27 protein-coding genes are annotated in these 26,770 nt (G+C 68.6%); 2 read left to right on the top strand and 25 right to left on the bottom strand.

Going from position 1 to position 26,770, the window contains the following annotated elements:
• Positions 1-2 precede the first annotated feature (2 nt).
• The 3 genes from ACWGE0_RS17920 to ACWGE0_RS17910 all read right to left on the bottom strand — a co-directional run bounded on the left by ACWGE0_RS17920 (position 3) and on the right by ACWGE0_RS17910 (position 6,547).
• Positions 3-4,925, bottom strand: a complete 4,923-nt coding sequence (locus ACWGE0_RS17920) for a fibronectin type III domain-containing protein (RefSeq protein WP_452261984.1) — start codon at positions 4,923-4,925, stop codon at positions 3-5.
• 81 nt (positions 4,926-5,006) lie between these two features.
• Positions 5,007-5,795, bottom strand: coding sequence for a GNAT family N-acetyltransferase (locus ACWGE0_RS17915; protein ID WP_452261983.1), 789 nt, complete (start codon positions 5,793-5,795; stop codon positions 5,007-5,009).
• Between the two features lie 8 nt (positions 5,796-5,803).
• Entirely contained in the window at positions 5,804-6,547 is a 744-nt protein-coding gene (locus ACWGE0_RS17910) for a class I SAM-dependent methyltransferase (RefSeq protein WP_452261982.1), read from the bottom strand.
• Between the two features lie 88 nt (positions 6,548-6,635).
• Here ACWGE0_RS17910 and ACWGE0_RS17905 point away from each other — a divergent pair, with 88 nt between their 5' ends.
• Positions 6,636-7,460 carry a VOC family protein gene (locus ACWGE0_RS17905; RefSeq protein WP_452261981.1) on the top strand — a complete coding sequence of 275 codons (825 nt, stop codon included), beginning with the start codon at positions 6,636-6,638 and terminating at the stop codon, positions 7,458-7,460.
• An 11-nt stretch (positions 7,461-7,471) separates the two neighbouring features.
• On the opposite strand, the gene ACWGE0_RS17900 is transcribed toward ACWGE0_RS17905, so the two are convergent.
• From ACWGE0_RS17900 to rpsB, 5 genes are all read right to left on the bottom strand, one after another.
• Positions 7,472-8,317: a phosphatidate cytidylyltransferase gene (locus ACWGE0_RS17900; RefSeq protein ID WP_452261980.1), complete on the bottom strand. Its 846-nt coding sequence runs from the start codon at positions 8,315-8,317 to the stop codon at positions 7,472-7,474.
• 82 nt (positions 8,318-8,399) lie between these two features.
• Positions 8,400-8,957, bottom strand: a complete 558-nt coding sequence (gene frr, locus ACWGE0_RS17895; protein ID WP_452261979.1) for a ribosome recycling factor — start codon at positions 8,955-8,957, stop codon at positions 8,400-8,402.
• Between the two features lie 61 nt (positions 8,958-9,018).
• Positions 9,019-9,729 carry a UMP kinase gene (pyrH, locus tag ACWGE0_RS17890; protein WP_396426237.1) on the bottom strand — a complete coding sequence of 237 codons (711 nt, stop codon included), beginning with the start codon at positions 9,727-9,729 and terminating at the stop codon, positions 9,019-9,021.
• Between the two features lie 126 nt (positions 9,730-9,855).
• A complete protein-coding gene (tsf, locus tag ACWGE0_RS17885) occupies positions 9,856-10,671 on the bottom strand; it encodes a translation elongation factor Ts (protein WP_452261978.1) in 816 nt (271 codons plus the stop codon).
• Positions 10,672-10,742: 71 nt separating this feature from the next.
• The gene (rpsB, locus tag ACWGE0_RS17880; protein ID WP_452261977.1) at positions 10,743-11,588 is read right to left on the bottom strand and encodes a 30S ribosomal protein S2; all 846 of its coding nucleotides are present in this window, start codon (positions 11,586-11,588) and stop codon (positions 10,743-10,745) included.
• A 372-nt stretch (positions 11,589-11,960) separates the two neighbouring features.
• On the opposite strand from rpsB, the gene ACWGE0_RS17875 reads away from it, so the two are divergent.
• Positions 11,961-12,440 carry a M23 family metallopeptidase gene (locus ACWGE0_RS17875; protein WP_452261976.1) on the top strand — a complete coding sequence of 160 codons (480 nt, stop codon included), beginning with the start codon at positions 11,961-11,963 and terminating at the stop codon, positions 12,438-12,440.
• Positions 12,441-13,644: 1,204 nt separating this feature from the next.
• Here the strand turns inward: ACWGE0_RS17875 and ACWGE0_RS17870 are convergent.
• The 17 genes from ACWGE0_RS17870 to ACWGE0_RS17790 all read right to left on the bottom strand — a co-directional run bounded on the left by ACWGE0_RS17870 (position 13,645) and on the right by ACWGE0_RS17790 (position 26,764).
• Positions 13,645-14,460: a FliA/WhiG family RNA polymerase sigma factor gene (locus ACWGE0_RS17870; protein WP_452262091.1), complete on the bottom strand. Its 816-nt coding sequence runs from the start codon at positions 14,458-14,460 to the stop codon at positions 13,645-13,647.
• A gap of 154 nt (positions 14,461-14,614) precedes the next feature.
• Positions 14,615-15,592, bottom strand: coding sequence for a tyrosine recombinase XerC (locus tag ACWGE0_RS17865; RefSeq protein ID WP_452261975.1), 978 nt, complete (start codon positions 15,590-15,592; stop codon positions 14,615-14,617).
• Positions 15,593-15,973: 381 nt separating this feature from the next.
• Positions 15,974-17,125, bottom strand: a complete 1,152-nt coding sequence (dprA, locus tag ACWGE0_RS17860) for a DNA-processing protein DprA (RefSeq protein ID WP_452261974.1) — start codon at positions 17,123-17,125, stop codon at positions 15,974-15,976.
• Positions 17,122-17,283 (bottom strand): hypothetical protein, encoded by a 162-nt coding sequence (locus ACWGE0_RS17855; protein WP_452261973.1) that lies wholly within the window; start codon positions 17,281-17,283, stop codon positions 17,122-17,124. The genes dprA and ACWGE0_RS17855 overlap by 4 nt, the downstream gene beginning before the upstream one ends.
• Before the next feature lie 592 nt (positions 17,284-17,875).
• Positions 17,876-19,399, bottom strand: coding sequence for a YifB family Mg chelatase-like AAA ATPase (locus ACWGE0_RS17850; RefSeq protein ID WP_452261972.1), 1,524 nt, complete (start codon positions 19,397-19,399; stop codon positions 17,876-17,878).
• A gap of 1 nt (position 19,400) precedes the next feature.
• Entirely contained in the window at positions 19,401-19,781 is a 381-nt protein-coding gene (locus ACWGE0_RS17845; protein WP_452261971.1) for a YraN family protein, read from the bottom strand.
• Between the two features lie 161 nt (positions 19,782-19,942).
• Complete coding sequence (locus tag ACWGE0_RS17840) at positions 19,943-20,266, bottom strand: DUF2469 domain-containing protein (RefSeq protein ID WP_030468024.1); 324 nt, start codon at positions 20,264-20,266, stop codon at positions 19,943-19,945.
• Complete coding sequence (locus ACWGE0_RS17835; protein WP_452261970.1) at positions 20,266-21,057, bottom strand: ribonuclease HII; 792 nt, start codon at positions 21,055-21,057, stop codon at positions 20,266-20,268. Before ACWGE0_RS17835 ends, ACWGE0_RS17840 begins: the two co-directional genes overlap by 1 nt.
• The gene (gene lepB, locus ACWGE0_RS17830; protein WP_452261969.1) at positions 21,054-21,920 is read right to left on the bottom strand and encodes a signal peptidase I; all 867 of its coding nucleotides are present in this window, start codon (positions 21,918-21,920) and stop codon (positions 21,054-21,056) included. The genes ACWGE0_RS17835 and lepB (ACWGE0_RS17830) overlap by 4 nt, the downstream gene beginning before the upstream one ends.
• Before the next feature lie 4 nt (positions 21,921-21,924).
• Complete coding sequence (lepB, locus tag ACWGE0_RS17825; protein WP_452261968.1) at positions 21,925-22,665, bottom strand: signal peptidase I; 741 nt, start codon at positions 22,663-22,665, stop codon at positions 21,925-21,927.
• A gap of 3 nt (positions 22,666-22,668) precedes the next feature.
• Positions 22,669-23,028 (bottom strand): 50S ribosomal protein L19, encoded by a 360-nt coding sequence (rplS, locus tag ACWGE0_RS17820; protein WP_452261967.1) that lies wholly within the window; start codon positions 23,026-23,028, stop codon positions 22,669-22,671.
• A 153-nt stretch (positions 23,029-23,181) separates the two neighbouring features.
• On the bottom strand, positions 23,182-23,928 hold the full coding sequence (trmD, locus tag ACWGE0_RS17815; RefSeq protein WP_452261966.1) for a tRNA (guanosine(37)-N1)-methyltransferase TrmD: 747 nt from the start codon (positions 23,926-23,928) through the stop codon (positions 23,182-23,184).
• A complete protein-coding gene (gene rimM, locus ACWGE0_RS17810) occupies positions 23,918-24,433 on the bottom strand; it encodes a ribosome maturation factor RimM (protein WP_452261965.1) in 516 nt (171 codons plus the stop codon). Before rimM ends, trmD begins: the two co-directional genes overlap by 11 nt.
• A 19-nt stretch (positions 24,434-24,452) precedes the next feature.
• The gene (locus tag ACWGE0_RS17805) at positions 24,453-24,692 is read right to left on the bottom strand and encodes an RNA-binding protein (protein WP_030468017.1); all 240 of its coding nucleotides are present in this window, start codon (positions 24,690-24,692) and stop codon (positions 24,453-24,455) included.
• Positions 24,689-25,132: a 30S ribosomal protein S16 gene (gene rpsP / locus ACWGE0_RS17800; protein ID WP_452261964.1), complete on the bottom strand. Its 444-nt coding sequence runs from the start codon at positions 25,130-25,132 to the stop codon at positions 24,689-24,691. The genes ACWGE0_RS17805 and rpsP overlap by 4 nt, the downstream gene beginning before the upstream one ends.
• Positions 25,133-25,256: 124 nt before the next feature.
• Entirely contained in the window at positions 25,257-25,988 is a 732-nt protein-coding gene (locus tag ACWGE0_RS17795; protein ID WP_452261963.1) for a LamB/YcsF family protein, read from the bottom strand.
• The gene (locus ACWGE0_RS17790; RefSeq protein WP_319970171.1) at positions 25,988-26,764 is read right to left on the bottom strand and encodes a CPBP family intramembrane glutamic endopeptidase; all 777 of its coding nucleotides are present in this window, start codon (positions 26,762-26,764) and stop codon (positions 25,988-25,990) included. The genes ACWGE0_RS17795 and ACWGE0_RS17790 overlap by 1 nt, the downstream gene beginning before the upstream one ends.
• Positions 26,765-26,770: the final 6 nt, after the last annotated feature.

The raw sequence follows: 26,770 nt of genomic DNA, 5'->3' as shown, positions 1-26,770 counted from the left end.
CGCTAGTAGCAGGCCCGCGTGCCTGGATAGGGCCCGGCGTAGCTGCCCCAGTAGAGGTTCGCATCCGTTTCGAACTTGTTCAGCAGCGCGGGGTCGCCGGTGGCCTTCCACGAGGCGTAGGACGCGGCCGCGTAGGCGGCCACGAACTGCGAGTACTGCGGGAAGAACGTCACCTGCCACGTGTGCACGGCCTCGTGCCTGAGCAGCTGCTGGGAATACTGCTGCGCCACGTGGGGAGCGTGCGGCGGCCTCGACAGCTTCAGCTTCTCCCTCGCCTCGCACTCGGTCAGCTGGTTCAGCCTCTCCTTGGTGCCTGGGAAGAAGAAGTAGTCGCCGATCGTGATCGGCTGGCCGGTGACCGCTGGGCTGAACCCGAAGCACACCCGCTGGCGATTGCTCGTCGCGCATTCCAGCCCCATCTTCTGAACCACCAGGTACGCGGCCAGGTTCGAGCCGTTGCCGATGTTCTGCCAGTTGTACTGGAAGTCCGGCATCCACACGTTCGACACCGCCTGCGCGTTTGACGAGTACACCGTGCCGCTCATGTTGGACATGGCTACGCGGAACTCCCAGATCACACCGACCGGCCGTTGGTGCAGATAGTCGCTTGTGCGGTAGGAGCTGGACAACGGGTACCACGGACCGTGCTCGCCGCCGTCGGACACATTGCGGTACTCGAGCGAGTAGAGGACACCCGCTGTCGGGCTCGAACCCCACGAGATGTTCACCTTCGCGGTGTTGCGCTCTGGTGAGGCGTAGATCCAGCCGGGCGCGACGGGCAGCGGTGGCATGGGTTTCACCGTCACGGTGTTCGACGCATTGCCTTGGCCTGCCTCGTTCGCCGCACGCACGTAGAACGAGTAGTTGTAACCGTTGAGCAGGCCGGTGGCGTTGAACGACGTGCCGTGCACCGGGTTCGGGAAGTAGAACCAGCTCGACTGGCCCTGCGGCTGGAAGTAGACCCAGTAGTAGTCGGCTCCGCTGCTGGGGTTCCAGCTGAGCTGGGCCCGCCCGTCCCCAGCGCTCGCCGACAGCCCACTCGGGGCGGAAGGCAAGGGCTGGAACGGTTTCGCACTGACCACGTTGGACGGTGGGCTCTGGCCGCCGAGGTTCGCCGCCGTCACGCGGAACTCGTAGTTGAACCCGTTGAGCAGGCCCGTGGCGGTGAACGACGTACCGCTCGCCGGATACTGGAAGTAGTACCACTGGCTGTGGCCCTGCGGCCGGAAGTAAACCCAGTAGTACACCGGGCCGCTGGGACTCGCGTTCCAGGTCAGCGTCACCCTCTTGTCACCCGCGACCGCACGCAGGTTCGACGGCGCGGCAGGTGGTGGCGGTACCGGTGTCGCGGCCACCACGTTCGACGCGCCGCTCTCCCCCGCGACGTTGCCGGAGATCACCCGGAACTCGTAGCGGTGGCCGTTCGCGAGCGGCTTCACGGTGAGGGTCCAGGCCTGCACGGGCAACGGAAGTCGTTGCCAGCCAGCCTGTCCCGCGGTCGTGTCGCGGTATTCGACCCAGAAGTACGTGGCGTGCTCGACCGCGTTCCAGCCGAGGCCCACCTCACCGTTGCCGGCGATCGCGGTCAACGAAGCGGCAGCGGGACGTGGCGGCAACGGCCGTGCGCTCACAACCGGCGTTGTCTTGCTGTCACCGGCGGAGTTCGTCGCGGACACCTTGAACTCGTAGGTGTGGCCGTTGGTCAACGGCTCCAGCGTCGCGGTCGGCGATCCGAACGGCACGTCGAGCTTGCGGAAGCCCTCACCGATCGAGGTGTCGCGGTAGTAGACCCAGTAGTAGACGCTCCCGGTGGGCGACGCGGTCCAGTTCAGCACCACCCTGCCGTTGCCGGGTGACGCCGTCAGGTTCGTCGGCGGAGCAGGCAGGCCGCCGCGTGACGTGATGCTGACGGTGTTGGAGACGGCCCCGAGCCCACCCGCGTTCTCCGCGCGCACCTGGAACTCGTAGACGTGGCTGTCGCGCAGCCCTTCCCAGCTCATCGTCGTCTGGTCGGTCGGGTAGGTGGCACGGGTGAACGCCGTCTCGCCCGCCGTCACGTCCCGCCGGTAGACCCAGTAGTAGAGGCTCGGCCCGGCCGAGTCCCACTGCAGGTCGATGCTGCCGTCACCGGCAGCGCCACCGCGCAGGTTGCCGGGAGCAGCCGGAAGCGCGTAGGTCGCGGTGGCCGACCGGACGTCGGAAGCGGGCCCGTCACCGGCGAGGTTCGTCGCCGCGATCTTGAACTCGTAAACGTGCCCGTGCGTCAGCCCACCGGCCGTGAACTTCGCCTCACCGGCGGGGTAAGGCAGCTTGGTGAAGCCCTGACCTGCGGTGACATCCCGCTGGTAGATCCAGTAGTAGACGTTCGGCAGCGCGGTCCAGCCGAGTTCGATCTCACCGGACGGCTTCGGCGTCGCGGTGAGCCCGGCGACCTTGGCGGGCAACGGTGGCATCGGCTTCGCGGACACCACCGCACTTGCCGCGCCCTCACCGCCGTTGGTGATCGCGGAGATCTTGAACTCGTAGGTGTGCCCGTTGGTGAGCAAGCCCGCGGTGAACGACGCACCGGACGTGATCGGGTACTCCAGCTTGGTGAAGTTCTCCTCGCCCGCCGTCACATCACGCTGGTAGACCCAGTACCAGGCGCTCGGCACCGCGGTCCAGTTCAGCGCGACCGTGCCATCGCCTGGCGTCGCGGTCAGCCCGGCCGGAGCGCCGGGTGCGTCGTACCGGGCCGTCGCCTGCACGACCGTGCTCGCGGGACCTTCACCGCCCGCGTTGATGGCGCTGACCTTGAACTCGTAGACGTGGTCCTTCAGCAGCAGACCAGGCTGGAAGCTCGTGCCGTCGGTGATCGGGTACTGCAGCTGGATGAAGCTCTCACCTGCGGTCACGTCCCGCTGGTACACCCAGTACCAGAGGTTCTCGCCCGCGGAGTTCCACTGCAGCTTCACGCTGCCGTCTCCCTGAGCGGCCGCGGTCAGTCCGGTGGGCGCCGCGGGTTTGTCCCATCGAGCCGTCGCGGACACGACGCCCGACCGTGCCGACTCGACGTTGAACCGGTTGATCGAGGTGACCGCGAACTCGTAGACGTGCCCGCTCTGCAGCAGACCCGGCTGCGCGGTGGTGCCGTCCGCGACGGGGTAGGTGAGCCGCTTGAAGTCGGTCTCCCCCGCCGTCACATCGCGCTGGTAGACCCAGTACCAGAGGCCTTCGCCCGCGGACGCCCACTGCAGCTTCACGCTGCCATCGTTTTGCGCGGCAGCGGTCAGGCCGGTCGGCGCGGGCGGTGGCGCGACCTGCACGACGGCCTGAACGACGTTGGACGGGCCGCTCTGACCGCCGCCGTTGCGGGCCAGGACCTTGAACTCGTAGGTGTGGCCGGGCACGAGGTCGGTCACGGTGAAGCTGGTGTTGCTCGGGCTCGGGAACCACACCTCGGTGAAGTCGGCTTCGTTCGCGGTGACGTCGCGCTTGTAGATCTGGTACTGCGCGTTGCCCGTCACGGCGTTCCACTGCAGTGCCACGTCCGCGTTCGTGCCTGGTGTGGCACGCAGGTTGCCCGGCGCGGGCGGGGGCGTGACGTGCGCGGTGACGCTGACGGTCGAGGAGAAGGCGCCTTCACCGTTCGAGTTGGTCGCGGACACTTTGAACTCGTAGGTGTGCCCGTCGCGCAGGCCGCCGAGGCCGTGTTCTCCGGCCGTGTCCTGCTTGGGAGAGCGCGCGAAGTGCGTCTGCCCTGCCGTGACGTCGCGCTGGTAGACCCAGTAGCTCAGGCCGTTCTGGGCGGTCCAGGTGACCTTGCCGCCGCCCTCTGTGTCGGTGGTCGCCGCGACCCCGGCCGGCGCCGCGGGCACGGTCGACGGGTCCGGCGTGGCGGGCGGCCACGGCACGTCGACGAACCGCGGTCGGTAGATCCGCGCGTCGCTGTAGTTGTCCTCGTTGTTGAGGCTGTTGTTGTTGTAGGACAACAGAAGCGTGCCTGGGCTCGCCTGTTCCTGATGCAGCTGGGCGTCGTAGGGGAACTGCCAGTTGGTGCTGCTCTCCGGCTCCGGCGCCTTGTACAGGTACGTGGGCCCGGAGAACGGTCCGGCCGGGCTGGGCGCGGTGTACGCGGCGAGCCACGGGCCGAAGGGCGTGTTGCCGTCGTGGGTGGCGAGCACGAACTGGTTTCCGTTGCGCACCACGGAGAACGAGGTGCCGGCGCCGGAGAGCAGGCGCGCGGACTGGCTCTCCTGCGCGACCCAGGTGGTGCCGTTCCAGAACTGCCACGCGCCGCCGAGGTTCGTCGTCCTGGCGACGTGGGCGAACTTGTAGCCGTCGACGTCCTCGGTGCCGTAGACGTAGTCGTAGCCGCCGTCCGAGACGATCGCCGAGCCCCAGCCGACCTTCTGGTCGAGGGTGAGGTCGGTGACGCTGGCGACGGCGAGCGTGGGCAGCGAGAACGTGACGAGCGCGGTGCCGACCCTGGTGAAACCGAGCGGTCCCTCGCCTGCCTTGCTGTAGCGGCCGTAGATCGCCTTCAGCACGCCGTCCTGCACCTTGGCCGCGCCGATCCAGTAGAACTCGTCGGGGTTGGTGGCGTTGACCAGCGAAGTGGGGCTCGCCGTCGTGCCGCCGTGCAAGGTCTGCACGAGCTGGTTGCCCTGCTGCACGACGATCGAGTTGTGGATGAACGGCGCGTTCTTGGGGCGTGAGTGGTCCGCGTTGACGGTGCCGAGGAACGTGTCGGAGAACAGCCACGCGACACGTCCGTCGGGCAGCTGCACGGACACCGTGCTGTCGGCGCCGGTCCAATGCCCGCCTTGGTCGCCGTAGGTGTTGAACAAGTTGTTTAGGTCGGTTGAAGCCGGCGCCGCGTGACTTGGCGGCACCACGAACACACCCAGCAACAGCAACAGCGCGAGCAGGAACCGGCGTCTCATCGCGTACCCCCAGTACGTCGCGGCGACGAAGCTGAGGGAATGTACATATGAGATGACCTCGGGCAACAGCGCCCGAACGGTCTAGCGGGTGAAATTCAGCGTGCGGGCGTAGGGCCGGAACCCCAGCCGCTCGTAGAACCTCTCCGCGGGATTTTCGTGGAACGGGTACACGATCGCTTGATCCGCCCCCAAGTCGCGCAACGCCCGCATCGCGCCGAAACAGGCCGCGGCGCCCAGGCCCTTTCGACGGAAATCAGGATGCGTGCCAACGGGTTCGAGTTCGCCGACGCGGTTCTGGTCGTCCAGCCACATCAGGCAATAGGCCGCGAATCGGCCGTCCGGTGCTTCCACCACCCAGTCGAGATCCGCGCGGTACGGCCAGGCCGCCATCACGTTGCGGTAGCTCTCCTCAGTCACACGCGACGGGTGCCAGACCCGTTGGTGGATCTCGACGCGCCGGGCCAGATCCGCCTCGGTGATGGACCGGACGGTGAAGCCTTCCGGCAGCGACGGCTCGGGCAGATCGCGCAGGTCGTGCGTCATGAAGACCTGGTACTCGCCGTCGTTCCGCGAGTATCCGTGGCGTTCCAGGGCCGCCACCAGGTGGGTTTCGGCGTCGAGGATCATCACCTCGCGGTCGGGGAACCGCTTCAGGACCTCGTCGGCGAGATCGGGGTGCGCGGGGTCGACCTGGAGGAACAGATCGGTGCCGCGCTGCTCCCAGGCCCATGCGGCCGTCTCGCCGTCGCGCTCCCACAGCTCGAACTGCCACTCCGACTCGCGGCCGACGTGCTCGAACCATTGCCACGCAAGGTCTCCGACGTGCCAGTTCGCGCTCTGCGACCAGAGCCGCTGGGTGAGACGTTGCATCTCACGGATCACACGATCAGTCCCTTCGGCTTGCGGCGCACGTGCAACCGGTAACCGACCGGGAAGCTCAGTCCGTCCACCGACGCGATCGCGCGTGCGGCGACCTCGGCCGAGAACTCTATGCGCAGCACGGACTCCAGGTCTTCCCGTTTTTCGAACCGCCACTCCGCGGTGACACGGGTGAGCGAGAAACCGTTGTCCGCGAAGAACTTCTCGACCGCGGCGGGGTCGTAGCGCGGTTCGTCGGCACGCAGCCACGGCCCGTACGGATCGGCCGCGCCGTCCAGGTCGACGATCGCGAGCGCACCTCCAGGCCGCAGCACCCGGTCCGCCTCGCGCAGCCCCGGTTCGCAGCCCGGCCCGAAGAAGTAGGCGGTGCGAGCGTGCACCAGATCCGCGGAGGCGTCGTCGAGCGGCAGCCCTTGCGCGGGACCGGAAACGACGCGGGCGTTCTGAAGATGAGCCACCCGGTGCTTGGCGCGCACGACGAGCGGCGGGTGCGGTTCGACACCTGTCACGGACTTCGCGGACCGGGCGAAGATCGGCAGGTGGAAGCCGTCGCCGCAGCCGACGTCGACGACGTCCAGGCCGTCAAACGGACATTCGTTACTTATCGCCGTCCAAATCGCACCATGCACGTCCTGCGCGCGATTCTCGACCTCGTAGACGTCAGGCCAATGCCAGATGTTCGGGCTCGGCACGACGTCTGCCGGGCGCACCGCGTTCAGCGCCGCCCGCACGAATCCCCTCACGAAGACACTGTAGGGCTTCGATTTGCCGGTGACCGTTCGAATTCGTCCATCTGCGGCGTAGCGTGATCGCATCTCTTCCCTGCAGGAGGTGGCAGTGTCGATCGCGCCGAACACGCCCCAGCTCGCACCGTTGCTCTCCGGAAGTCCGTGCTGGGCCGAGCGCACCGTGGACGACCTCAAGGGCGCCATCGAGTTCTACACCGGCCTGTTCGGCTGGCACTACGCCGACGACGACGGCTACACCGTGGCGATGGTGGACGGCATCCCCGTCGCCGGGCTGCCGCAGGGCGAGCCGGACTCGTGGCGGTTGTACCTGGTCACGCCGCATGCGCGAGCCACCGCGGAGAAGGCGTTCCACCTCGGCGGATCCGTGCTGCGCAACCCGGAGGACGCCGCCGACCACACGCAGAGCACCGTGATCGCCGACCCCACCGGTGCCGTCGTCGGATTTCGGCACGTGCCACCGGACTGGCGGTTCGGCACGGGCGGGCACGGCGCCTACGCGTGGGCCGAGCTGAACACCAGGGACGGCGCGGCGGCCGACGAGTTCTTCGGCGAGCTGTGCCACTACGACATCACGCAGATCGGCGACGGCCACCGGCTGGACTACGCGTCGTGGTCCGTCGAGGGCACCGAGGTGATCGGCCGGCAGAAGATGGGCCGCGAGTTCCCGTACGGAGAGCGCTCCCACTGGATGGTGTACTTCAACGCGGCTCCCGAGATCGGCACCGACTCGGTGGCGTATCGGGTGCTGGAGCTCGGCGGCCGGGTGACCGTCGAGCCCTACGACACCCCGTTCGGACGCATCACCGTCGTCGAGGACCACGCGGGCGCGGCGTTCTCGGTGATCGACCAGTCGCGCGTGATCGAGGCCGAGCCGCGCACCGAGGTGGACGACCCGTACGACGACTGACGCGGCCGCTGCTACTGCACGAAGAGGTTCAGCAGCAGCCAGGACGCGACGGCGGACGGGAGGAGCGAGTCCATCCGGTCCATGATGCCGCCGTGGCCGGGCAGCAGCGTGCCCATGTCCTTGATGCCGAGGTCGCGCTTGATCAGCGACTCGACCAGGTCGCCCGCGGTGGCCGTGACGACGAGCGCGGCACCGAACAGCACGCCGTGCCACCACTGGCCGTCGAGCAGCGTCGTGACCGTGATCGCGCCGCCGGCCATGCCCGCGACCAGTGAGCCGGCGAAGCCCTCCCAGGACTTCTTCGGGCTGATCGTCGGGGCCATCGGATGCTTGCCGAGGAAGACACCGGCCGCGTAGCCGCCGACGTCGGACAGCACGACACCGATGAGGAACGCGAACGCGCGGCCCGCGCCGTCCTTCTCGGGAACGACGAGCATGGCCGCGAACGCCGCCATCAGCGGCACGTACGCGACCGTGAAGACGGACGCGCTGAGGTCGCGCAGGTAGCCGTCGGAGCCGCCGCGGAACCGCCAGGCCATGCACACCAGGATGGTGATCACGAACGCCGTCGTGATGCCTGTGCGTTCCCAGGGCCAGGAGAGCCAGATGATCGCCTGGCCGCCGATCAGCACCGGCCACAGGGCGACGTTGTAGCCCTTCTTCTTCAGCTCGGTCGCGAGCTCCCACGTCGCCACCGCCGCGGCTGCCGCGACGATGGCGATGAAGGTCTGCCGGACGGTCAGCAGCGACACGATGATCACAGCGCCGAGCCCGACGCCGACCAGGATCGCGGACCGCAGGTCACGTCCCGCCCGCGAAGGCTTCGACGCGGGCACGTCCGCTGGACTGCCTGCCATCTGTGCTCCCATCACGACCTCCGCCCGGCCAGGGCATTCACGCCTGCGGCGCGACTCGGCCGGGCGAAAACCATCAGGAACATCAGACTTCGAGAAGCTCGGCTTCCTTGTGCTTCACGAGCTCGTCGACCTGTGCGACGTAGCGGTGGGTCAGAGCCTCGAGCTCCTTCTCACCACGCGCGCCGTCGTCCTCGCCGACCTCGCCGTCCTTGACGAGACGGTCGATCTCTTCCTTCGCCTTGCGGCGGACACCGCGGACGGAGACGCGTGCGTCCTCGCCCTTCTGCTTCGCGACCTTCACCATGTCCCGGCGGCGCTCCTCGGAGAGCTGCGGGATGACGATGCGGATGATGCTGCCGTCGTTGCTCGGGTTGACGCCCAGGTCGGAGTCCCGGATCGCCTTCTCGATCGCGTTCAGCTGGCCCGCGTCGTACGGCTTCACGACTGCCATGCGCGCCTCAGGGACCGTGATGCTGGCCATCTGGTTCAGCGGCGTCATCGAGCCGTAGTAGTCGACGTGAATGCGGTTGAACATCGAGGGAGTCGCACGACCGGTTCGGACGGAGGAGAGGTTCTCCTTCGCGACCGAAACCGCCTTTTCCATCTTCTCCTCGGCGTCGAGGAGGGTCTCGTCGATCACGACTGCTCCTTGCTCTGCGTGTACGTGCCCGAATCCCGGTCTGGTCTTGATCCCACCAGGTCTAGAAGGCCGGACGGCCACCGGGGGTGCTGACCAGAGTGCCGATCTTCTCACCACGCACCGCGCGCGCGATGTTCCCCTCGGTGAGGAGGTTGAAGACGAGGATCGGCATGTTGTTGTCCATGCAGAGGCTGAAGGCCGTGGCATCGGCGACGTTGAGGCCGCGCTCCAGCACCTCGCGGTGGGTGATGTTGTCGAACATCAGCGCGTCCGGGTCGATCTTGGGGTCGGCCGTGTAGACGCCGTCGACGGCCTTGGCCATCAGGACGATCTCGCAGCCGATCTCCAGAGCGCGCTGGGCGGCGGTGGTGTCCGTGGAGAAGTACGGCAGGCCGGCGCCGCCACCGAAGATCACGACGCGTTCCTTCTCGAGGTGACGCATCGCGCGGCGAGGGATGTACGACTCGGCGACCTGCGTCATCTGGATGGAGGTCTGCACGCGGGTGTCGATGCCGTGCTCGCGCTCGAGGAAGTCCTGCAGCGCCAGGCAGTTCATGACCGTGCCGAGCATGCCCATGTAGTCGGCGCGCGAGCGATCCATCCCGCGCTGCTGGAGCTCGGACCCGCGGAAGAAGTTGCCACCACCGATCACGACGGCCACCTGCACGCCGGACTTGTGGACGGCCGCGATCTGCTTGGCGACTGTCTGGACGACGTCGGGATCAACGCCGACGCCACCGCCGCCGAACATCTCGCCACCGAGCTTGAGCATCACCCGGTTGTAGCCGTGGCTACCTTCTTCGCTCACAGGTCCTCTCCTCGCGCCTTTGGGAGTGAAGTAGTTCGGACATGCTGAGGGCGGGGTCGCTGTTGTGCCGCAACCCCGCCCTCACCGCAATCAGCTCTGGCCGACCTCGAACCGAGCGAAACGGGTAACCGTCACGCCGGCCTCGTCCAGAAGAGCCTTGACCGTCTTCTTGCTGTCCGTCACGGAAGCCTGCTCGGTGAGCACGACGTCCTTGAAGAAGCCGTTGACGCGACCCTCGACGATCTTGGGGAGCGCGCCCTCGGGCTTGCCCTCCTCGCGAGCGGTCTCCTCGGCGATGCGACGCTCGTTGGCGACGAGCTCCTCGGGAACCTCGTCACGGGTGACGTACTTCGGGCGCATCGCGGCGATCTGCATCGCGGCACCCTTGGCGACCTCGGCGTTGTCACCGGTGTACTCGACCAGCACGCCGACGGCGGGCGGCAGGTCGGCGGCACGCTTGTGCAGGTAGACCGAGACGGTGCCGTCGAAGTCGACGGCCTTGGCCAGCTCGAGCTTCTCGCCGATCTTGGCGGAGAACTCCTGAACCAGCGCGTCCACGGTCTTGCCGTCGACCTCGACGGCCTTGAGGGCCTCGACGTCGGCGACCTTGTTGGTCTTGGCGAGCGCGACGATGTCGTCCGCGAGGGCGATGAAGTCGGCGTTCTTGGCCACGAAGTCGGTCTCGCAACGCAGCTCGATCATCGCGCCGTCCTTGACGGCGACGAGGCCGTTGGACGTGGTGCGCTCGGCGCGCTTGCCGACGTCCTTGGCGCCCTTGATGCGCAGGATCTCGACGGCCTTGTCGAAGTCGCCGTCGGCCTCGTCCAGCGCCTTCTTGCAGTCCATCATGCCGGCGGCGGTCAGCTCGCGGAGCTTCTTGACGTCCGCGGTGGTGTAGTTCGCCATCGTTTTCCTTCTGCGATGTACGCGCTTAGGTCACGAGGTGCCCGCTGATCGCGGGCACCTCGTGGGGGAAATCAGGACTGGACGGGCTGCTCGGCCGGGGCTGCCTCGGCCGGGGCCTCGGTCGCGACGGCCGCGTTGGTGGTGAGGAGCTCCTGCTCCCACTCCGCCAGCGGCTCGTCGGTCGCGACCTCGGGCTTGTCCTGGCCGTCGGCGGCGTCGCGACGGGAGCCGGAGCGCTGCATGAGACCGGCGGCTGCGGCCTCGGCCACGACCTTGGTCAGCAGAGCCGCGGAGCGGATCGCGTCGTCGTTACCCGGAATCGGGTAGTCGACCTCGTCCGGGTCGCAGTTGGTGTCGAGGATCGCGACGATCGGGATGTTCAGCTTGCGAGCCTCACCGACCGCGATGTGCTCCTTCTTGGTGTCCACGATCCACACGGCGCTGGGCACCTTGGACATGTCGCGGATACCGCCGAGCGTGCGCTCCAGCTTGTCCTTCTCGCGGTTCATCATCAGGATTTCCTTCTTGGTGAAACCCTGGAAACCGCCGGTCTGCTCCATCGACTCCAGCTCCTTGAGGCGCTGAAGCCTCTTGTGGACCGTGGAGAAGTTGGTGAGCATGCCGCCCAGCCAGCGCTGGTTCACGTACGGCATGCCGACGCGGAGGGCCTCGTTGGCGATGGCCTCCTGCGCCTGCTTCTTCGTGCCGATGAACAGGATCGACCCGCCGTGCGCGACCGTCTCCTTGACGAACTCGAAAGCCCTGTCAATGTAGGTCAGCGTCTGCTGCAGGTCGATGATGTAGATGCCGTTGCGCTCGGTGAAGATGTAACGCTTCATCTTCGGGTTCCAGCGCCGGGTCTGATGCCCGAAGTGCACGCCGCTGTCAAGCAGCTGCCTCATGGTTACGACGGCCATGGCCGGTTCGCACCTCATCTGTCGGGACGCGCCGGCTCTCGCCCATGCGCGTCAGTTCGGTTGACGCTTCAGGCCTTTCAGGCCGTCAGCCCTGGTGCCATTGCCGCCGTCCGCACCCACGGAGGATCTCTCCACCATCAGGACCGTCGGACGTCGTGACTCGACCCGGCTGGGATCAGCTGGTCGGATCTGCGTTGGCACGCGAAGTCGTCCCGCGCACAGACGGGACGCGCCCGACAGTCTACGCCGAACCCCCGACAAACTTCGAATCGCCCCCGGCCCACGGCGGCCAGTTGTCCACAACCGGCGAGTAATCCACAGATCCCCGATACCCGCTGGTCCCCAGGGTGCCCCCTGACCCACCGTTGACCCATGCCCCTCCTCCCCGCCGCCCTGCTGCTCACAACCCTGCTGGCCCCCTCCACCGCTCGCTTCACCTGGCCGCTCCCACCCCCGCACCCGGTGGTCCGCGCGTTCACCGCCCCGGCCACTCCCTTCGGCCCAGGCCACCGAGGCGTCGACCTCTCCGCCGCCGCGGGCACCCCGGTCCTGGCAGCAGGCGACGGCGTGGTGGTCTACGCCGGCGCCGTAGCAGCCCGCACGCTCGTGTCCCTGCAACACCGCGGCGGCCTGCGAACCACCTACGAGCCAGTGGCCCCTGTGGTGGTGGCAGGCCACTCGGTGCGCCGCGGCGAGGTGCTCGGCCACCTCCAAGAGGGCCACTGCCCATCGCCCTGCCTGCACTGGGGCGTCCGCCGAGGCCCCGAATACCTGGACCCGCTCCGCCTGGTGACCTCAGGTCGCGTACGCCTGCTCCCGCTGCCCCCTTCAACACCGCCCAGAGGCGGCTGACGAACCTTCCGCTGCGCGGCCGCCCCGTCCCGCCCGCAGCGGTCCCGATCGGGCGTCCTCCCGCCACTGCCCGGCGGTCGACGACGGCGCGTCCCCGTTGCGCGCCGCGACGCCCGACAGGCGCCGGGAGGTCGAGGGCAGCGGCGCGCCTCCCCCTCGACCCTCCCGGCCCACCTGCCCACCCGCATCCCGGCTGGCCGCGGCCCCACAGCTCGTGCCCAACGGCCGTCAGCCGCTCCTCCGCCCCGCAGCGAACCCGGTCACGCCGACCACCCCGACAGCCACCAGGAAGTCGAGGGCAGCGGCGTGCCTCTCCTCGACCTCCCAGCACACCTGCCCACCGCATCCCGGCCGGCAGCGGCCCCACAGCTCGTGCCCAACGGCCGACAGCCGCTCCTCGCCCCGCAGCGAACCCGGTCACACCGACCACCCCGACCGCCACCAGGAGGCAGTCAAGTCCACCCGCGATCCACCTCTCGCCACAGCTGCCGGCCGTGGCCCCACACCCGCCTGACCTGGCCCCACACCCGCCTGACCAGCGCCCGAACCCACGCCCGTGCGCTCTGACTCGCGCCTCCAAACGCGGCCTCACCTGCGGCCTTTGGCCCGTTTTCCAGCACCTGTTCTCGCCCTGGACGTGCTCGGCAAGCCCATGCCGACTTCTCGACATCCTGACCCAGTCGAGGCCGCCACAGCTCGTGCCCCAGCGACGGTCAGCCGTCCCTCCGCCCTGCGGCGAACCCGGTCACGCCCGCCGTCCCGCAGCCGCCAGAAGGCAGTCACGCCCACAGCTCCATCCATCTCCCGCCACACCCGCTGGCGGTGGCCCCGCACCCGCATGTCGGGCCCCACACCTGCCTGACAAGCGGCCGAACCCACCCCGTGCGCCCTGACTCACGCCCCACGCGCGGCCTCATCTGCGGTCTTCGGCCCGTTTTCCAGCACCTGTTCTGGCCCTGGACGTGCCCGGCAAGCCCACGCCGGCTGGTTCCGGGCGGGCCGCTGCCCGAGTGGGCACTCGGTGTGGTTGGAGCCGCTCCAAGAGCCACCCGTTCGAGTGAATTAGCCCTGGCAAGCGACGGAAAGGGACGTTTTGCCCAGTTCTAGAGGCTCGGCGGCCTCGTCAGCGCACCGCGGCGGCATGGCGGTGTGAGCGTGCGGCAGCCCGGCGCTCGCCGGGTTGCGGGTGAGGAAGGAGGCTTGCTCAGGCCTCGGACTGCTCGTTGAGCTTGGTGCGCAGGCGCAGGACGGCGCGGGTGTGCAGCTGGCAGACCCTGGACTCGGTCACGCCGAGGACCTTGCCGATCTCGGCGAGGGTCAGGTTCTCGAAGTAGTACAGGGTCACGACCACGCGGTCACGCTCGGCGAGCTGGGCGATCGCGTCGGCCAGCTGACGGCGGCTGTCCTGGTCGACGAGGCTCGCGACCGGGTCTTCGGCACCGTCGTCCGGCAGCGATTCGGCCAGGGAGGCGCCGCCCTTGTTCGGGGCGATCAGCTCGTCGAGGGCGACGACGCTGGTGAGCTGGAGCTGGCCGTAGAGCTCGCGCAGTTCGGCCAGGCCGATCTTGAGCTCTGCGGCGAGCTCGCGGTCGGTGGGCGTGCGCTGCAGCTTGGCGCCGAGGCGTTCCAGGGCGCGTTCGACGTCGCGGGCGCGGCTGCGGACCGAGCGCGGCACCCAGTCCTGGGAGCGCAGGTCGTCGAGGATCGCGCCGCGGATGCGCTGCATGGCGTAGGTCTCGAACTTGAGGCCGCGTTCCGGCTCGAACTTCTCGATCGCGTCGACCAGGCCGAAGATGCCGGACTGGATCAGGTCGGCCACGTCCACGTGGGCGGGCAGGCCGGTGCCGACGCGGCCGGCGACGTACTTGACCAGCGGCGCGTAGTGCAGCACCAGGCGATCGCGCTGGCCCTGCTCGCGGGACTCGCCGTAGCTGCGCCACAACGCGACGATGCCGGCCTCGACGTCGTCACCAGACCTGGCGTCCGCGCGCGTCACCGCAGTCGGAACGGCAGCGGGCATGCCGTTGACATGCGTGTCGGCACCGGGCTCGGAACTCGCCTCGGTGCGCGGCGCGCCGTTCTGACGGTGCCCGTTGCTCGCTTGTTTCGAAACCGGTGCGGGCACGACGGGTTCAGGGGGCACGGTCGCCGTACGCGATCCTCCCCCTGCGGCGTCAGGAACGGGGGTGGGTTCGGTCATGGATCGCCTTCAGCCGTTCGACAGTGACGTGTGTGTAAAGCTGAGTCGTTGCGAGCGTAGCGTGACCAAGCAGTTCTTGGACGGTGCGCAGGTCCGCTCCTCCTTCCAGCAAATGGGTCGCAGCGGAGTGGCGCAACCCGTGCGGCCCGATGTCCGGTGCATCCGGTACCACGGCGACCACCTCGTGCACCAGAGTGCGAACAGCCCGCTGGTTCAGCCGGCCGCCGCGGGCACCGAGGAACAACGCCGGTGGCGAATCCGGTGCTACCAGGGCGTTTCGCCCCTCGTCCAGCCACCGCCGCAGCGCTCGCTCCGCCGGCACGCCGAACGGCGTGCTGCGCTCGCGTCCACCTTTGCCCAGAACCCGAATCACCCTTAGGGAGTAGTCCACGTCGCCGAGATCAAGACCACAGAGTTCGGCCACGCGGATACCTGTGGCGTACAGCAACTCCACCACGGCCTGATCACGCAGCGCAACCGGATCGCCCTCGGAAGCGCCAGAGGATACGGCAGCCAGCGCGTCCTTCGCCTGGTCCGCCCGCAACACGGACGGCAACGTCCGATGCGGTCGCGGAGCGGCGAGCCGAGGCCCCGGATCTGCGGCTAGATGACCGGCGCGGTGAGCCCAAGCCGTGAACGTGCGCGCAGCAGCAGCCCGCCGCGCAAGTGTCGTGCGGCTGGCACCTGCCGTGCGTTGCGCGGCCAGCCAAGACCGCAGATTCGCGAGGTCAACGCGCCCGACGTCGGCGTTTTCCAGGTTATTCCCCGCGACATGTCCAAGGAGGGCCACCGCATCACCGATGTACGCGCGCACGGTGTGCGGCGAGAGATCACGCTCCAACATCAGGTGCCGTTCGTACTGCCGCAACACGTCTGCAACGCACGCCGGCAGTTTTTCGCGCAGGCGAACGAGATCGACACGACGTGTCCGACCATGCGGCGGCGGGGACATAGGCCAAGACGCTGCGCCAGTCGGGGCGTTTGGTCAAGTATCGCCACACCCTCGCGCCATCTGAGAGCGCTCTCATGATCGGCAACTCGATAACGCTTCAACTCCCTGTGACGACCAGAAGCGTGACAGCCCGCGCAGATCACCTTTCGGAGTAGCGCCGGCGGCCGCCACCGCCGTCCAAACAGCCGAACAACGAGCCCACCCAGCCCGCCAGGCCGCGCGGAAGATCGCTCCGCAGGCAGCCCGGGGCGCGGCGCCTGACAGGAGGACCGCAACCGCTTGCGCCCACCGCACCCGAGTCAGGCACGCCACACCACCTGCGCACTCACTCCAGCCGGCGGCAACCCTCTGTCCACAATGGACGACCCCTTGGCCGGCTGATCACCGCAGCTCCAACCTCTGCCAGCCCTCGTCGACCTGCAACGCCAGCCCGGCGAGCTCGAGTTCCGGCAACAACGCCCGAACCCGTTCCAACGGCACCCCGGACTCGACCGACGCGCCCTCGTCACTGACCCCGCACCGCTTCCCCAAGGCCTCGTAGACCCGCATGGCCTCCCCCTGCGGCGCCCCGAGCTCGCTGTCCTTCTCGGCGGGCTCGGTGGCGAGGTCGTCGCCGAACCGCCCCGCCGACGCCACGATCTCGGCCACCGAGCTGACCGACACCGCCTGTCCGTCCCGCAACAACTCGTGGCACCCGACAGAACTGGCCGAAGTGACTGGCCCAGGCACCACCATCAACGGCCGCCCCAAGGCCAGCGTGATCGCGGCCGTGTTCTTCGCCCCACTACGCCGCCCGGCCTCCACCACCACGGTGCCGCCGCCCAAGGCCGCGATGAGCCGGTTGCGAGTGAGGAACCGATGCCGCGCGGGCGTCACCCCAGGCGGATACTCGCTGACGATCAGCCCTTCCCGCGCGATCTTGCCCAGCAACCCCTGATGCCCAGCGGGATAGGCGAAGTCCACCCCGCAGGCCAGCACCGCGATGGTCAACCCGTTGGCACCCAACGCCCCGCGATGAGCAGCACCGTCAATCCCGTACGCCGCACCGGATACAACGGTCACGCCCACGTCCGCCAACCCGTACGCGAACTCGGCCGCAACATGCTCGCCATACCCACTGGCCGCCCGCGATCCCACGACCGCCACGGCCTTCTCGACCGCCTCCGCCAGGTCATGCGGCCCACGCACCCACAACGCCAACGGCTCACCCCGCCGCGCATTCCCCAGCGCCACGAACGGCCACCGCGGCCACTCGTCGTCCTCCGGTATCACCAACCGCCCACCCCGCTCGGCAACACGCGCAAGGTCCTCGCGCGCCCGCTCCTCACCCCGGCGAGCAGACGTCTGGCTGGCAACGGACGGCGACACCTCCCCCGCCCGAACCAGCTCAGCGGCCTCAACCGGCCCGACCTGGGCCACCAACCCCGCAAGCGCCGCCGGGTAGGGCTCGGCAACGCGGGACAGGTATGCCCTGGCCAGACGGACGGGATCGATGGACGGACCGGCCGTCGTGGTGGTGGGTGGAGCGGTCACCGGAACCACCACCAGGGCAGCCAGCGGTTCCAGGGTTCTGGGGGCCACGGGTTCGGCGGGCTGATGCCGGCGGGGCGCCTTCGGAGCGTGCAGGGCAGCTGCAGAAGAGCAGGCACGGCGGACGCCGCGAAGGCGGCTGGGGCCAGGAGTGGGGTCATGGTCGGACTCCTTGTCGGTGGGACGGGCAGGTGAGCGGGGCGCCCGCTGGGGATGGGGCGGGCGCCCCGCTCGGGACCGGACGCGAGCCGAGGCTCGAGGCTCTGCGTCCGGCGACTCGGGCGGCGGGGATCAGGCGAGGTGCCGGGCGCGGAGTGGGAGTGGGGCTCCGCGCCCGGCGGCTTGGGGGGAGGCACGGCGTCTGGGTAGAGAGGAGATCGAGGGCAGGTCACCCGCTGGCTGTAGATCGATGGGTGAGGGGGTGAGCGGGGTGGGGCACTACGCCTGGCGGCTTAGGACGCGGTCGGGTTCGGGATGTGACCGGATCTGGGATCCGGCCGGGTCGAGATGTAGCCGGGATGGGCCTGGGGTTGGGGATGCGGGCCAGGTTCGGGCGCGGGCGGATGCGGGCGGATGGCGGGCGGGTCCGGGTGCGGGCTGTGAGTGACGGGTGGCTGAGGCCCAGGTGGGGACTGTGGGCGTTGGGGTGAGCGGGCGCTCGCCGGGGGTGGGCTGGCGGCCGCTCGGATGGGCCGGCCGTCGAGACGGGGCTTGAGTGCTGCTGTGGCCGGTTGTGTGGGGGTGGTGGCGGGGTTAGGAGAGGGCTCGGCGTTCTCGGAATTGGAGGGCGGCGGCTACGTGGTCGGCGGTCGGGGTGTCGGATTCGGCCAGGTCGGAGAGGGTCCAGGCGACTCGTAGGCAGCGGTCGGCGCCTCGGCCGGTCAGGGCGCCGGTGGACAGGGCGCGGTCCAGGAGGGCTGTGGTTTGGCGTGGGAGGGCGAACTCGCGGCGTAGGGCTGGGCCTGGGACCAGGGCGTTGGCGGGCCAGGTGTGGCCGTGGGAGGACCAGCGGGTGGCGGCCCTTGATCTGGCTTTGAGGATTCGGGCGCGGACCACCTCGGTGGGTTCGGGTGGGGTGGCGTCGGCGTTGGACATGGCGGTGGTGGCTCGCATTCGGACGCGGAGGTCCACGCGGTCCAGCAAAGGGCCGGAGAGGCGGGCCTGGTAGCGGCGGCGGACTGTGGTGGTGCAGATGCAGTCGATCTCTTTGGGTGGGGCGCAGGGGCAGGGGTTCGTGGCGAGGATCAGCTGGAAGCGCGCCGGGTAGCGGGCTATGCCGTCGCGGCGGGGGATGCGGACTTCGCCCTCTTCCAGGGCCGTGCGGAGGGTGTCGATCGTCTTCTGGCCGAACTCGCAGGCCTCGTCGAGGAAGAGCACGCCTTTGTGGGCTCGGGAGGCGGCGCCTGGCTTCGCCATTCCGCTGCCGCCGCCGATCAGGGCGGCGATCGAGGTCGTGTGGTGGACGTTCACGAACGGCGGGCTCGACACCAGCGGGTAGTCCGAGGAGAGGACGCCTGCCACCGAGTGGACGGCCGTTACCGCCAGGGCGTCTTGGCGGGTCAGCGGTGGGAGCAGGCCGGGAAGGCGTTCGGCCAGCATGGTCTTGCCGGTGCCCGGTGGGCCGGTCAGGAGAAGGTGGTGGGCGCCGGCCGCGGCCACCTCGAGGGCCCAGCGCGCTTCAGGCTGGCCCACCACGTCGGCCAGGTCCGGGCCCGCCGGGCAGGGCGGGTCGGCTGCGGGTGGGGCGGGTTGCAGCGTCACGTCCTCGGCGCGCAACCAGGAGAGGACCTCGGACAGGGTCAGCGCGCCGTGGACTTCCACGCCGTCCACCAACGACGCTTCCGGCAGGGCGTCGACCGGGACGATGGCTGTTTTCAGGCCTGCCCGGCGGGCGGCCAGCAGGGCCGGGAGCATGCCGCGGACCGGGCGGACTCTGCCGTCCAGCGCCAGTTCGCCGAGCAGGACGGTGGTGGCCAGGCGGTCGGGCGGGACCGAGCCGGCGGCGGCCAGGGTGGCGCAGGCGATGGCGAGGTCGTAGCCGCTGCCGCCCTTGGGCAGGTTGGCCGGGGACAGGCCCAGCACGATGCGCTGCTTGGGCCACTCCTCCTCGCTGTTGCGGACAGCGGCCTTCACGCGCTCCTTCGACTCGTGCAAAGAAGCGTCCGGCAGGCCGAGGAGGTGGGTGCGGGGCTGGCCCACGCCCACGTCGGCCTCGATCTCGACCGCCAGGCCGTCGACGCCGTAGAGGGCGACCGACCACGCCTGCGCCAGGCCCATCTCAGGCTCCCCGCAGGTGCTGCAGGTGCGCCTTGCCGTCAGGGGGCCAGGTGACCGAGATCAGGTCGACGCGGACCTGGCACCAGCCGACGCCGTGCGCGGCCAGCCAGCGCAGGGCCGTTCTGCGCAGGCGGGACAGCTTGCGCTGGTCCACGGCCTCGTCCGGGCGGCCCCAGACGGGACCGGACCTGGTCTTGACCTCGCAGACGACCAGGCGGCCACCCTCGACGGCCACGACGTCGAGCTCGCCGTCGCGGCACGTCCAGTTGCGGGACAGGACGACCAGGCCCTGCCCCTCCAGGTACCTGCACGCCAGATCCTCGCCCTGCCTGCCCAGCTCCTGCTGCCTGGTCTCGGCCGGTACCTCCGCTGTTGCCACCACTGCCTTCGCCTCCCTGCGGGTCGTTGGGTACGACCTTGCAGGGTGGGGTGGGGCGGGTGGCCGGGCTGAGGGGAATCTGTGGACAACTCAGCGGCTGTGGACAAGTCGGCCGTCGTCGATCTTGAAACGGCGGAATTGTCGGTGGGGTGTGCTAGTGGGTGCTACGTGGGGAACGGCCCGCTTTCCGGCAGGCGAAGGTCCGGCTTGTCCAGCTCCTCCACGTTCACGTCCTTGAACGTGATGACACGAACGTTCTTGACGAACCTCGCGGGGCGGTACATGTCCCACACCCACGCGTCCGACATGCGCACCTCGAAGTACACCTCGCCATCGGCGTTGCGCACCTGCACGTCCACCGAGTTGGCCAGGTAGAAACGCCGTTCGGTCTCCACGACGAACGAGAACTGGCTGACGATGTCGCGGTACTCCTTGTACAGCGACAACTCCATCTCGGTCTCGTACTTCTCGAGATCCTCTGCACTCATTACGCCTCCGCGCGGGTCATCTGCTCCGCGCCCTCACTCGTCGCGAGCTCCCCGACGTCAGCCGGGGTTGCACCATTCTGGACCACGGCTGTCGCGGTCGTGCCGCGCGCCACCCTGTGCGGCGCGGCGAGACCGTGCTTCGAAGCCGCCGCTGCCACATTTACATACGACCAGCGATGCTCCGCACACGGCCCGTGTTCCATCAACGCCGCTGTGTGTTCCGGCGTGCAGTACCCCTTGTGCACGTTGAACCCGTACTGCGGATACCGCGAGTGCAGGTCCTCCATGATCCGGTCCCGCGTGACCTTGGCCAGCACGGATGCCGCCGCCACGCACGCGGCCGCCTGGTCGCCCTTGATCACCGCGACACTCGGCGCGGGCATCCCCGGCACCTTGAAACCGTCGGTCAGCACGTACCCAGGATGCGTCGCCATCTGCGCCACCGCGCGCCGCATGCCCTCGAGGTTCATGACGTGGATGCCCAGCCAGTCGATCTCGGCGGGCGACACGACGATGACGGAGTGATCGACGGCACGCTTCAGCACCAGGTCGTACATCCGGTCTCGCGCCAGGGCCGTCATCAGCTTCGAGTCGTTCAAGCCCTCGAGCCGCGCCGCGTCACCCGGCCGCAGCACGCACGCAGCGATCACCAGCGGCCCGGCACAGGGTCCGCGCCCGGCCTCGTCGACGCCGGCGACCGGACCCAGTCCCCGACGCTCCAGCGAGCCCTGCAACGCCCAGTTCCCGGCCGAGCCCCGCACCACCGCGCGAGGCGGCATCAGCATGGTCATCGGCGGAATCGGTCCCGCGCTCGACGTCCCAGCAGGAGAAGGGGCCACGCGGCGACGATACCCAGCCCCAGCGGAACGTTCTGCTGCCAGCCCGGCGCACCCATCGACACGGTCTGCGGGTCGTGGTCCGTCACCCCGCCCCACCTCGACGGAGGCAGCACGATCACGCGCGCCTTGCCGATCACGTTGTCGACCGGCACGAGCCCGTTGAGCCCGCCCTGCCCCTGGCACCTCGAGTCGCACGAGTGGTTGCGGTTGTCACCGAGCACGAACAGCATGCCGCCCGGGATCTTGAGTTCCTCGAACGACTCCTGCTCGGCCGGCGTGCCGTCGTCGAAGTGCTTGTACGGCTCGTCGAGCGCCTTGCCGTCGACCGTCACGCGGTTCTGCTCGTCGCAGCACTTCACGGTCTGCCCGCCGACGGCGATCACGCGCTTGACGAAGTCCTCCTCGTTCGCCGACGGCAGCCCGATCAGCGATCCGAGCCACGACAGCCCTTGCGAGATCGGGTTGGCCGGCTCGTCGGAGATGAAGTCGTTCTGCCACGACGGCGGCCCGCGGAACACGATCACGTCGCCGGGCGACGGATCGGTGAAGCGGTAGGTGACCTTGTCCACGAGCACCCGGTCGCCGTAGCAGTCGGTGCACCCGTGCAGCGTCGCCTCCATCGACTCCGACGGGATCATGTAGACGCGGCCGAGAAAGACCTGGATGCCGATCGCGAGGCCGAACGCGACCAGGATGAGGACCGGCAGTTCCTTCCAGAAGTTGCCCTTTTTCTTCTTCTTCGAAGTGGGTTCATCCGAAGCGTCCGAAGCGGGCTCGTCGCTGGACGGGTTCTGCGCTGGATCGACGTCAACCACGAGATCAGCCTAGGGGCTGCGGGTTGTGATCCGACACAACACTCCACCGATCTTTCGGGAAAACGACGTACCGCGCCTTCCCGATGACGTTCTCGACGGGCACTGTGCCCGCTACGCCCCCACCGCCCTGTTTGCGCGAGTCGGTGGAGTTCATCCGGTTGTCCCCCATTACGAACAACCGTCCATCCGGCACGCGCACCGGAGCGAACGGCTCGTGGTCCGCTGACGAAGTACCGGGCTGCCAGTACACATAGGGCTCATCAAGCGGTTTGCCGTCCACGACAAGACGATGCTGTTCATCGCAGCACATCACGGTCTGTCCGGGCAGCGCGATGACACGCTTGACGAAGTCACGCTCGTTCGCGGGCGCGATGCCCAGCAACGAACCGATGTTCTGTGCGGCACGCGCAACGGGATTCGTCGACGGCGCGGCGCGGAAGTCGTTCGCGGTCCACGCCTCGGGGCCGCGGAAAACGACCACCTCGCCCGGTTCGATGTCGCCGAAGCGGTAGGTGATCTTGTCGACCAGCACGCGGTCGTTCTCGCAGCCGGTGCAGCCGTGCAACGTGCGTTCCATCGACGCCGAGGGGATCACGTAGACCCGCGCCACGAACGCCTGGATCAGCACCGTCAGCACAACGGCAGTTATGACGACGTAGAGAACTTCTCTCCAAACAGGAGTACGCCCCCGCTCCGGTTCATCCGGTGCGGAGGCGTCCTCGAAGTCTGCTGGGCTCGAAGCCACCGATCAGGAGACCGGACGGGCCTCGCGCTTCTCCTTGATCTTGGCAGCCTTGCCGCGCAGGTCGCGCAGGTAGTACAGCTTGGCGCGACGCACGTCACCGCGGGTCGCGACCTCGACCTCGGCGATGTTCGGGGAGTGCACCGGGAAGGTGCGCTCGACGCCGACACCGAACGAGACCTTGCGGACGGTGAAGGTCTCGCGGATGCCGCCGCCCTGGCGACGGATCACGACGCCCTGGAACACCTGGACGCGCTCGCGCGAGCCCTCGATGACGCGGACGTGGACCTTCAGCGTGTCACCCGCGCGGAAGCTCGGGATGTCAGAGCGCAGCGACTGGGCGTCGAGAGCGTCCAGGATGTTCATCGGTGGTTCCTCACGTGTCTGTGAACTCCCCAGAGCATGTTCCATGGCTGTGCACGACATGATGGGGGTCGGCTTGGTGCGCACGCCGATATGACAACCGGGTGCGGCAACTGGTCCAGTGTGCCAGACCAGGCACTCCGGAATGAAATCGGGCTACTCCCCGCCCTCGCGCAAGCGCGTGAGCAAGGCCCGGTCGTGCTTGTCGAACGCGTCCTCCGGCAACGATTCCAGCAGGTCAGGACGCCTTGCGAAGGTCCTCACGAGCGATTGGTCACGCCGCCAGCGGTTGATCAGCTTGTGGTTGCCGGAACGCAGCACGTCCGGCACGGCGAGCTCACGCCACACCTCCGGCCGCGTGTAGCTCGGACCTTCGAGCAGGCCGTCCTGGAACGAGTCCTCGGCGTGCGACTTCGGGTTGCCGAGCACGCCGGGCAGCAGTCGCGCGACCGCTTCCACGATCGCGAGCACGGCCACCTCGCCGCCGACGAGCACGTAGTCGCCGATCGACACCTCGTCGACGCGCACGCGCCGTGCGGCGTCATCGACAACACGCTGGTCAATGCCCTCGTAGCGACCGCACGCGAACACGAGGTGCGACTCGTTCGCGTACTCGTGCGCGACCGCCTGCGTGAACGGGCGTCCGGCCGGCGTGGGCACGATGAGACGGGTCTCGTCCGTGCACACGTCGTCGAGCGCGGGACCCCAGATGTCGGCCTTCATGACCATGCCGGGACCACCGCCGTACGGGCTGTCGTCGACGGCCTTGTGCACGTCCTGCGTCCAGTCCCGGAGGTCGTGGACGCCGACGCTGATCAGGCCCTTGTCGATCGCCTTCCCGAGCAACGCGGCACGCAGCGGCGCCAGGTACTCCGGGAAGATCGTGACGACGTCAATCTGCATCGAGCAGGCCCTCTGGCGGATCGATCACGACACGGCCGCCGCGAACGTCCACAGTGGGCACGATCTCGCGCACGAACGGGATCAGCGCCTCGCCGCGGTCACGGATGACCACGAGCAGCTCGCCGCCGAGGCCGTGCAGGATCTCCTTGACCGTGCCGATCTTGGTGCCGTCGACGAGTTCGGCCGAGAGCCCTTCGAGCTCGTGGTCGTAGAACTCGTCCGGATCGCCGGTCGGCGGCAGATCGTCGGTGCTGCCCAGCAACAACGTGCCGCGCAACGACTCCGCGACGTCGCGCGTGAGGACTTCCTCGAAACGCACGAGCAGCCGCCCGGCATGAGGCCGGGCGGCTGACACGGTGAGGCTTCGGGACGTGCCGTCACGCAGCTTGGCCTGAATCTTCTGCCCGAGTGCGAAACGCAGTTCGGGTGAATCAGTGCGCACGTCAACGGAGAGTTCGCCGGTGATCCCGTGCGCCTTGGCCACGCGGCCGACGACGACGTCCATTTGCCCTTTGCAGCTTCGTTCAGCGGTCGGTGTCAACGACGTCGACCCGCACACCACGACCGCCGATACCGGCCATCACGGTGCGCAGAGCCGTCGCGGTGCGACCGCCACGACCGATCACCTTGCCGAGGTCGTCCGGGTGGACGTGGACCTCGAGGGTGCGGCCGCGACGGGTCGTCACGAGGTTCACCCGGACGTCGTCCGGGTGGTCGACGATGCCGCGAACGAGGTGTTCGAGGGCGTCAGCCAACAAACTCACGCCTCGTCCTTGGGCGCCTCGGCGTCAGCCTTGGGCGCGTCGTCGGCCTTCTTGGCCTTCTTCGCCTTCGGCGTGGTGGCCTCGGTCATCGGCTCGGAGCTCGCGGCGGCGAGCGCGGCGGCGAACAGGTCCGCCTTCGACGGCTTCGGCTCCTTGACCTTCAGGGTGCCCTCGGCGCCCGGCAGGCCCTTGAACTTCTGCCAGTCACCGGTGATCTCGAGGAGACGCTGCACCGACTCGGTCGGCTGCGCGCCGACACCCAGCCAGTACTGCGCGCGCTCGGTGTCGACCGCGATGAACGACGGCTCTTCCTTGGGGTGGTACTTGCCGATCGTCTCGATGGCCTTGCCGTCGCGACGGGTGCGCGCGTCGGCGACCACGATGCGGTAGTACGGCTGGCGGATCTTGCCGAGACGCTGAAGCTTGATCTTGACGGCCATTGGCCTGGTACTCCTCGAAGCTCTGTGTTGATGATTCGCACAGTCGTGGCCCGGGCAGAGGGGCCGACCACGACGGACAGCGAGCAATTCTGCCAGATGGGGGTCGGTGGATCCGAATCGGGTCCTACGCGAACGCCGTCACCGTGCCGAGCGCCTCCCTCACGGCACCCGCGTGCGCGACCGCTCCCGGCGTGTCGCCGTGCACGCACAACGACTCCGCGCTGGTCTTGATGACAGTTCCGTCGACGGCGACGAGCTCGCCCTGGAGCAGCCGGGTCGCTCGTTCGACGATCTGCGCGGTGTCGGTGAGCAGGGCGTTCGGCTGACCGCGCGGGACCAGCGTGCCTTCCGGGGTGTAGCCGCGGTCGGCGAAGGCCTCCTGGACGGGCCTCAGCCCGGCCTGGGCGGCCTTCTCGAGCAGCTGGGAACCGGGCAGACCGAGGATCGGCAGGTCCTTGAACGCCTTGACACCGTTGACCACGGCTTTCGCCTGCTTCTCGTGGTGCACGGTCGCGTTGTAGAGGGCGCCGTGCGGCTTCACGTACACGACCTCAGTGCCTGCTGCTCGTGCGCACGCGTCGAGCGCACCGATTTGGTACAGCACCTCGTCGGCCAGTTCGATCGGGTCGACGTCGATGAACCGCCGCCCGAAGCCGGCCAGGTCGCGGTAACTGACCTGAGCGCCGATCTTCACGCCGTTCTTGGCTGCTTCCTCGCACACCTTGCGCATGGTCGACGGATCGCCCGCGTGGAAGCCGCACGCGACGTTCGCGCTGGTGATGATGCCCAGCAACGCGTTGTCGTCGCCGAGCTGCCAGATGCCGAAGCCCTCGCCGAGGTCGCTGTTCAGATCCATCACATGACCCCGACGGAGACGAGCAGGAGGGTGAGGCCGGGCAGGAAGTTGTTCATCATGTGCGCCACGATGCTCGCCCCGAGCCGGCGGGTGAGCAGGCGGGCGATGCCGATCGGGATGGCGATCACGAGCAGCAACGACGTGCGCAGCGGCTCGAAGTGACCGATCGCGAAGATCACCGTGGTGAGCCCGAACGCGGCCCAGCGGCTCCAGCCCTGACGTTCGACGGCACCCCACAGCAGGCCGCGGTAGATGATCTCCTCGCAGACCGGCCCGATGAGGCTGACGTAGAGGAACATCGTGATCGCGGCGCTGAGCGGCAGGTTCGAGCCGGACAGCAGGTCGCCGACGGCACTGGTCGCGTTCTCCTCGCCGACGACCTTCGCCCAGATCGTGGCGGCGGAGTAGGTCAGGACGAGGCCGAGGATGCCGAGCTTGAGACCCGTGGCCAGGTCTTCCTTGGTCATGGTGAAGCGCAGGTCGATCTTCGGCCCGTTGCCTCTGACGTACGTGATCACGATGGCGACGGCCGCCGCCAGGATCGTCGGCACGATCGAGCCGATCAGCACGAACGACACCGAGTCGACCAGGCTCACACCGAACTGCTTGGCAACGGCCGTGATGAACACGGCGCTGAGGATGAAGACAGCCTCCACCAGCAGAAAAGCGCCGAACCCCCAACGCTGGCCGACCCGCTCGGGCTCCGGGTTGCGGCTGATGTCCCGCACGCTTTCGAGGAAGCCTCGCTTCGGCTTCAGGGACTCCGGCTCACTCACGCTCTG

This window comes from Lentzea sp. NPDC054927 (assembly GCF_053610285.1).
The sequence above is the reverse complement of the archived record's forward strand: the minus strand, read 5'-3'. Positions and strand labels throughout refer to the sequence as shown.